General features: G+C 40.2%; 5 protein-coding genes. 3 read left to right on the top strand and 2 right to left on the bottom strand.

Annotated elements, in window-relative coordinates:
* Positions 1 to 385: hypothetical protein (locus tag ACKI5G_RS02410; protein WP_407397309.1), on the top strand; the 385-nt coding region annotated here is incomplete at its 5' end.
* A gap of 308 nt (positions 386 to 693) precedes the next feature.
* Here ACKI5G_RS02410 and ACKI5G_RS02405 read toward each other — a convergent pair.
* Positions 694 to 2,748 carry an ATP-binding protein gene (locus tag ACKI5G_RS02405; RefSeq protein WP_407397307.1) on the bottom strand — a complete coding sequence of 685 codons (2,055 nt, stop codon included), beginning with the start codon at positions 2,746 to 2,748 and terminating at the stop codon, positions 694 to 696.
* A 238-nt stretch (positions 2,749 to 2,986) separates the two neighbouring features.
* Between ACKI5G_RS02405 and ACKI5G_RS02400 the strand changes: the two genes are divergently transcribed.
* Positions 2,987 to 5,182, top strand: a complete 2,196-nt coding sequence (locus ACKI5G_RS02400) for a transporter substrate-binding domain-containing protein (protein ID WP_407397305.1) — start codon at positions 2,987 to 2,989, stop codon at positions 5,180 to 5,182.
* 504 nt (positions 5,183 to 5,686) lie between these two features.
* On the opposite strand, the gene ACKI5G_RS02395 is transcribed toward ACKI5G_RS02400, so the two are convergent.
* Complete coding sequence (locus ACKI5G_RS02395) at positions 5,687 to 8,059, bottom strand: ATP-binding protein (RefSeq protein ID WP_407397303.1); 2,373 nt, start codon at positions 8,057 to 8,059, stop codon at positions 5,687 to 5,689.
* Between the two features lie 189 nt (positions 8,060 to 8,248).
* Between ACKI5G_RS02395 and ACKI5G_RS02390 the strand changes: the two genes are divergently transcribed.
* Entirely contained in the window at positions 8,249 to 8,407 is a 159-nt protein-coding gene (locus tag ACKI5G_RS02390) for a hypothetical protein (RefSeq protein WP_407397301.1), read from the top strand.
* The last annotated feature ends 223 nt before the right edge of the window (positions 8,408 to 8,630 follow it).

The following is an 8,630-nucleotide window of genomic DNA, read 5'->3' as shown; positions in this document are numbered from 1 at the left end:
CTATGCATGGATAAAAATTGCCATAAAGAACAAATCCTTTGAAAATGCCCGTTTCCGGTTTACTCCTGAGTCTGATGATACCGTAAGTGTTTCCATCTGGACTGTGCTTCCGCCAGTAGTTGAGGACGTGGATGATACTGTAGCAGAGGCAATGTCAAAGGCTGAAAAGAAACGGTTGGAAAAGGCTGCCAAGACTCCGCAGGTGATTTATCCTGATCCCCTTACCATGGCAAACGTGCAGCCAGGAGATCGTCAGGGCTGGGTTGAAATCGGTGAAACCAGCTACAGCCAGGCCTATGAAAATTACTGGACCACTGTGCAGTTCTATTGCGAGCACCCTGAGTTGGCCAAGCCTTTAGCTTCTAATTCTAAAGCAGTAAACTAACACTTACAAATTGCTTATTAAATATTTATAAAATACTTATAAATCATTTATAAAACATTTTAATAACATTAATAAAGGGCAATAGCGCCATCAGCGTTACTGCCCTTTTTCTATAACGAGCTTTAAGATGTCCCCCCACCTCTTTAGGTGGGAAAAACAAACTACAACAGCTGGTGAGCATATCTCCCTGCTCGTTGAAACGCTAATTGGAAGATTTTTCTTCTAAAGAAGAAAAATTTGAACAATGGCGTTATAATTATTTCACACCAAATATTTTACTCACAAAGCATCTGTAGTATTGCCACCACTCATGTCAGCACCTTGGCCATTCCCTTCATCAGGGCCTTAATATCTATAGGCTTGGAAAGATGACCATCCATACCGGACTTAAAGGCCTCTTTCTTGTCCTCCTCAAAGGCGTTGGCTGTCATGGCCAAAATCGGAATATTGGCACGTTCCAGATCAGGCAGTGCCCTGATAGCCCTGGTGGCTTCATAACCGTTCATATTTGGCATCTGCACATCCATGAGAATCAAATCATAATAATGAACCGGAGCATTTTGCAGCATGTCAACACATTCCTTGCCGTCCTTGGCGTTATCCACAGTCATCCCGGCCATTGACAGAATCTCGATGGCAATTTCAGCATTTATCTCATTGTCCTCTGCCAAAAGCACCCGCTTGCCCACAAAAATACTGTAATCAATATCCTTGTGTTCTGATCCGCTATATCCTTCCTGCGGCTTTTGCCCTAATCGATGCGGCAAATTCAAGATAAAGGTGGTGCCTTCACCCTTCTTGCTCTTTACCTCAATTTTTCCCCCCAGAAATTCCACCAGTCGCTTAACTATGGACATTCCCAGCCCTGTTCCCTCTATCTTGTTGGCAGTGGTATTATTTTCACGGGTAAAGGAATCGAAAATATGTGGCAGGAATTCTTCACTCATGCCAATACCCGTATCGGTGATGGTACTGCGATACCAGGCCCAGCCCGGTTTTTCGTGAGGAAATTCCTCCAGCTTCATGTGTACCATATCACCCGGGTTCGTGTATTTATAACAGTTGGACAGAATATTGAGGAAAATATCCCGCAGCTTCGGTACATCAGCATAAAAATACTGGTGCTGCACATTCATTTCCTGGGTAAATTCCAGATTCTTCTGGTCCATCATGGATTTTAACACAGAATACAACCCATCATTGAACTGTTCGGTATGACACAAGGTTTCGTCCAGCGTCAATACCCCCTTCTCAATCCGGGCCATTTCCAATACATTGTTAATAATGGAAATGAGAACCTTGCAGGCATCATCCATTTTTTCCAGGTAATGCTTACGTTTTTCCGGATTCTCCTGCTCTCTTTCCAGCAACTCCCTAAAGCCAATAATGGCATTCATAGGAGTCCGTATGTCATGGGACATATTAAAGAGGAATGAGGTCTTGGCCTGACTGGCTGCCTCTGCCTCATAACGGGCCATTTCCGCTTCCTCCTGAGCCTTGCGCAGCTTTTCCTGCTTTTCCTGCTCCTTGCTGATAAGCTCTGTAATATCACGAAAACCGAAAATAACCTTTCGCTTGTCCATATTGTTGCCCAGCCACAAATAACTGCCCTGGACCTGCTGAATATGCCCATCCTCTGCAATAAACTGATACCTTATACGATAAACCCGCTTCTTTTTTAGCTCCATTACAATATGGAAGATTCTGGATGTGCGATAAACCCGGTCCCTTTCCTCGGCCACCACATGCTTACTCACATATTCCTTAAGGAAGTTATCATAATCATGACCTCCCTTTTCGTAGGATTTAATAAAGGTATCATTTATCATTTTATCCCTGAGAATCCATATTTTGTTATGAAATATATCAATAATCCCCACAGTAAGATATTCCTGGGAAAAAACCTCATAAATGGTTTTTTGCAATTCCAGATTTTTTTGCTCAGTAATATCTGTAAGAAGACCTATAGCCTTCCTTGCTTTGCCATCCGGTTCCAGAACACGGCGGGCAGCTGCCTTTACCCACACAATGCTGCGGTCTTTTCTATACATACGGAATTCCACATCGTGGACAGAATCATCCCGTTCATCATTTTCCATCATATCCATGGCATGGCCAACATTTTCAAGATCCTCTGCCACAATATGGTTGTAGAAGCTCTGCAAAGTCTGTGGAAATTCCTCATCATTGTCATAGCCCAACAATTTTCTGTAGGAATCATTCCAGGTCACAGCAATACGTTTTCCATGCTCATCATACTCCATGCGGAACCTGGCAGTGTCATAAATCGCAGAAACGGGACCAAACCATTTAATATCATTTTCACTTTTTTTTGTGGCTTCCAGCTGATCCATGTCCTTCATAACAACACCACCTTAACAACTACAAAAATAATAGCCAAAAAATTTTTCCCATAACCTAATAGTGTATTATTCTTCATTAACTGCGAAAAATCCTCTATCTATGTCCGTATTTACAAACAGTTAAATATTTTTATAAATATTTCCTCCTTATGCTTACAATTTAATAGGAATTAATTTATAATAATCACAAGAATAAATCGTAATTAAAAACGTTCTGCAAAAAGGACTGGTATAAGATATGAAATATCTGTCCATAATAAATACACTTAAAAGGCTAAAAAATCATACCAGACTCTCTTATTTTCTGGTTGCTTTTTTGTGCCTTTTTTTAATACAGCTTTGTGTACCTGAAGCCACAAATACCTGCCTCTCTACTGGCAGCACTGTTTCTGCTTCCCAACTTACACGGTTGCACACTTCAAAAATAGTTAGGGTGGGCTATGTGGAAAGCCGAAACTTTATGGAGGGTATGAGTGACAATACCGTAAAATCGGGCCTTGCCTACGATTATCTACAAAAGGTTTCCTACTATACCAACTGGGATTATGACTACGTATATGGTGACTGGAACACTATGTTTCAAAAGCTCATTAATGGTGAAATTGATGTTATGGCAGGAGTGTCCAAGACTCCGGAGCGTATGGGAAAGCTGCTTTTCCCTGATTATGCCATGGGGCTGGAAAATTACTACATTTACGTTTATTCCGATAGTCCTTTGGCCTCCAAAGGGGTGGCTGGCCTTGTGAACCGCTCCATCAGTGTCAACCGCAATACTGTTATGGAGGACATGCTTCGCCAGTGGAATAATGAAGGAAACCATCAGGTTCACATCGTCACCTACAATGGCAATGATACCCGTTATAGGGATTTCGACTCCCGCAGAATAGATGCCACGGTGGATACTGATAATAATGTAAATCGTGATAATTTCATGGTTCCTATTACCAGAATTGGCCAGACCGAATATTATTTGGCCATTAATCCCAACAGGCCTGATCTGGTACAGGAGCTTAATTCTGCTCTTAGTAAAATCACCTCCACAGACCCATATTTTACAAAAAAGCTTTCCAATACCTATTTTTCTGAACTGGCAGTCAGTGGCAAACTCCAAGAAGATGAAGTTTCTTGGCTTAGGGAGCATCCCGTTTTAACCGTTGGCTATCTGGATGACTATTTACCATTTTCCGACACAAATGAAGATGGACAGGTATATGGTATCATAACAGATTTGCTTAATGAAATTTGCAAGAAAATAAAAATACGTGATGATGTAAGGTTCCAATTTATTTCATATAAGACCTATGAAGCCTTGGTTGCCTCCCTTCAGGCCGGCACTATTGATATGGCTTTCCCAGTTAATTATGATGTTGCCCGGGCTGAGCAAAGCAATATATTCCTTACCACAGAGGTTATTTCCACCCCTATGTACCTCATATACAAGGGCGATTATTCACATCTTCAGCTGAGGCGCTTAGCCGCAAAGAAGGGCAATTCCATTGCTGATATTTATATTCGCAGTCATTTCCCTGACGCGGAAATTTTTTACTACGATAAAATTGACATGATGCTGGAGGCTGTTAAAAATGGTGATGTGGATGGCTGTATCCTCAACCAGTTCCGCAAGGACGGTTACCTCATTCATCCAAGCTACAATATGCTGCAAACAGTCCCAATGAGGGATTACAGCAGTCGCTGCTTCGCTGTGAAACGAGGCAACAATGAGCTTTTATCTATCCTTAACAGGGGAATTACCAATCTGCCTTCAGATTTTGGTTTTACCTCCACCTATACCTATACCAGCCAAATGACCACCATGACCCTTAAGGATTTTATTTTACAGCACTTTATTCTTTTTACTATTATAATCGGTGTAATTGTTGCCACCGTCACCGGTCTGTTGGCCTATATATACCTTATTCACAAAAATCGCGCCCAGATGGAATACATTGCCCATCACGACGGACTCACCGGTCTTTTCAACCGACGTAGCTTTAAAGATGATATTGAAAATTTTGACGAAGAGTTTAAAAAAGGAAATGTAATAATTGTTGCCATGGACCTTAATGGTTTGAAAAAAGCCAATGATGAGCTGGGTCACGAAGCTGGTGATGAACTTATTATTGGTGCCGCAGACTGCATGAAAAAAGTGCTGAATCCTTACGGCAACGTCTACAGGGTTGGTGGCGATGAATTTATGGCAATTCTTTATAATGATATTGATGATTGGCCGGATGTCCTACAGCGCCTAAAGGAAGCATTTAACGAATGGTCCGGTAAGCTCGTAAAAAATTTGGCTGTTGCCATAGGCTATGCCAACAGTAATGAGGATACTTATAGCAGTCTTAGCTACATGGTTTCTGTTGCAGACCAGGAAATGTACAAGGACAAGGCGGCCTATTACAAAAGAGCGGGTATTGACAGACGCAAGCGGTAAGCCGGTAAATCTTGAGGATGGTTTACAGTTTATAGTGTTTCATTAAGTATACTGTATTTTAAGCTAATTATTGTTTACACATACTGTATGTTTAATATATAATGCACTAAAGAAATGATATTATTCTGCTAATGTTATTTCTTGGTGGATATATGGATTCAATTATATCCCCCATAAACCCCTCTCTCGATTTGCTCTTCCCCAGAGCATTTCACCCATAGCCGCCAACGCTACCCCTTATAGTGTTAGCGGCATTTTTTATGTTTTACTTCGACTTTCCTTTAATCAATTCTTCAGAATGGAAAAAGCACTGATTAGGTGGCAGCCTTTGCCACTTGGACAGTGCTTTTATGATGTCAGTATATATTATTTTACCGATTAAAAATATTTTTCCAACACTTTTTAATTGTTTATTTAATATTTATTTATCGTTTATTAATCATTTGTTAAGCGTTTAATAAATATTTTAATGACACCTATTTTACGTTTCAATATTGTTGACACTTAAAACATATATTTTTGTAAAACTATTGCCAGAGCTTTTAGATCAATCGGCTTAGATACATAGTCATTCATGCCACATTTTTTAAAGTTTTCAACGTCTTCTGCAAAGGCATCAGCACTCATGGCGACTATAGGCAGCTTTGCAGCATATTCCGTACCTTGAGCCCTGATAGTCCGTGTGGCTTCATAACCATCCATTATCGGCATTCTGGCATCCATGAAAACCATATCATAGAAGCCCTCGCCCTTTTCCTTGATCATCTCCACTGCCTCTTTTCCATTGATGGCCTTATCCATAACAGCCCCCGTCATTTCCAACAGGTTTTCTGCTATCTCAAGATTCAAGGATATATCGTCCACAAGGAGAATACGCTTCCCATCCAATCTTATTTCTGAAAAATCCATCTGCCTTTGTTTTTTCTGGTCGTATACCACATCCTCCACAAATTCCATGTCCAGCTGAACAATAATTTCCGTTCCCTGCCGCAGAGCACTGTTTACTTTGATTCTACCACCAAGTAAATCCACTACGGCCTTAGTAATTGACATACCAAGACCAGTTCCCTTTACCTCAGTTTCATGATCATCCTGCTCCCTGGAAAAAGGCTGGAACAATTTTTCCTGGAACTCCTTTGACATACCTATTCCATTATCCTTGAAAGTAAAAATGTACAGACTTCTATTGGAGGATACGTGTTCTTCTTTTACGGTAAGGCTGATTTCTCCTCCGTCTGGAGTATATTTTATGGAGTTTCCCAATATATTAATAAATACCTGCTGTATTCTAAGGGAATCACTGATTACATTTTCGTGTATGATGTTATCCAGATTCGTCGTGATGTGATGGTCATGTGCCTCAAATTGAGGGGCTAACATGGCGACAATACTTCCGATAATATCTGGAATATTTACATTCGCCTTATTTATGCTCAGGTTACCACTTTCTATACGGCTCATATCCAATACTTCATTAATTAGATTTAACAAATATTTACTTGAATTGGATATTTTCTGCAAACAATCCGACAGCTTTTCCGGGTCATCCTTATGTGAATCTGCAATCATTCCCATACCTACAATGGCATTCATAGGTGTACGTATATCGTGACTCATGCGCGACAGGAATTCACTCTTGGCCTGATTTGCTTTTTTTGCTTTCTCCACTGCCCGCTGCAATTTTCTATTTTTTTCTGCCAATTCCGAGGCATTCAGACGTTTTTTCTCTTCCAAGGCCGCCGCTGCCATGGCCACCCCCTGTGAAAGAACGCCTATATCACCAGGTGCATCCTTTGGAAGCTCCACATCATATTTACCATCCTTGATCTCATTCACCGCTTTGGTAAGCATTCTGACAGGGTGCATAATGCGGTTTGTATAGTAAATCATCAATGCAATAATCAACAGGCCGCAGACAACTATGACTATAATATCCATAGCCACCAGTTCGTACTTGTCCTGGTATATTTCATCATATTCATCACAAAGTACCAGCTTCAGACCGCACCTTAATGTTTCAAAGGTCTGTACACGTTCGCTACCTTTTAATTCGTACTGAATTACGTCACTTCCCGAATTTACATTTGATAATAAGTCTGCATTTTTTATCTTTTTCAGATTTTCATCACCATGTACATTTCCCAACATAAAATCATGGGCATGATAATGAACAGTGCCATCAGCACTCTTTAAATAAGCGTATCCATTTTTGCTGAAGCGAATCTGATCCACCAGATTCAGCAATGTCTCGAAGTTAAAATCCATACCTATTACTGCTATCAGAACACCATTTTTGTAATATGGCACGCAATAGGATATAGTATAACGCCTTGTATTTTTGTTGTAATATGGTGGCAACCAAACAGCCTTCCTTTCCCTTACCGGGACTGTGTACCACCCCACCCGCTCAATATCCTCCGAATTATAATTACTGATAACCGTCATCTCACGCTTTTCCATATTATCAGCAGCATTGCGGGTATAAAAGAATCCCTGCTGTTTCCCTACCAAATCCGGATTATATACGCAATAATAACTGAGAGACATATTAGTCGTACGTGAGAATATATCATATATTCTTTGAAGATTTCCGTTAATTTCATCCCTTTTCACGGGATCCCTAATGTCATCCACACTGGTTATATAAAAATCCGTAATCCCTACCATGTGTTTTACTGCATCTTCAAATCTGATATAGTCATGATTTAGTTTCTCAGCTTCGTTGGCGGTAAGGGTGTTCATCTCGATGGCAATATCCCTGTCTTTTTCATTGCCAACTATTTCAAAGGCGGCAAAGCTAAGCAATGCCGTTAAAAGCACCAGGGTCATTATAAGAAAAGCCATTACCTGCTTTTGTAATGAACCAGCCTTATCCATGATATTCACCTCCTAAACAGAAGGAAGATGGACTCAATCAAATTCTTACTTAATACTAAATATATTTTACATCTGTTCTTAAATTCCTTCTTTTTTTGTGTATCTGAATTTTCAAAAACTTCTGATATTTTTTGTTATGAACATGGTATAATGAGTTAAGAAATGATTTGTGGAAAGGAGGGAAGCGGTATGGAAGGGCCTAAGAAGTGGTGGCAGGAATATGACGGTTCGGAAAAGGAAGCCTGGCAGGACGCGGACCCTCTGCATCCTGATATTGATGATCGTCATTTTCCTGATGAAGAAGAAGAAATTGGACAGGAAGAAGATGTATATGGCAAAAAGTATTAGTAGGTTCTGTGTATTTTAAAAGGCTCGCCTGTTACGGACGAGCCTTTTATTATACGTAAAATAACAATATCTTAACTTTATTTCAGCTATATATTAACATTATTTTAATTGTGTTTTATAACACCATTGTTCAAATTTTTCTTCTTTAGAAGAAAAATCTTCCAATTAGCGTTTCAACGAGCTGGGAGATATGCTCACCAGCTGTTGTAGTTTGTTTTCCCCC

The sequence above is a fragment of the Anaerovibrio sp. genome (genome assembly GCF_045637405.1).
Lineage (GTDB): Bacteria > Bacillota > Negativicutes > Selenomonadales > Selenomonadaceae > Anaerovibrio.
The sequence above is the reverse complement of the archived record's forward strand: the minus strand, read 5'-3'. Positions and strand labels throughout refer to the sequence as shown.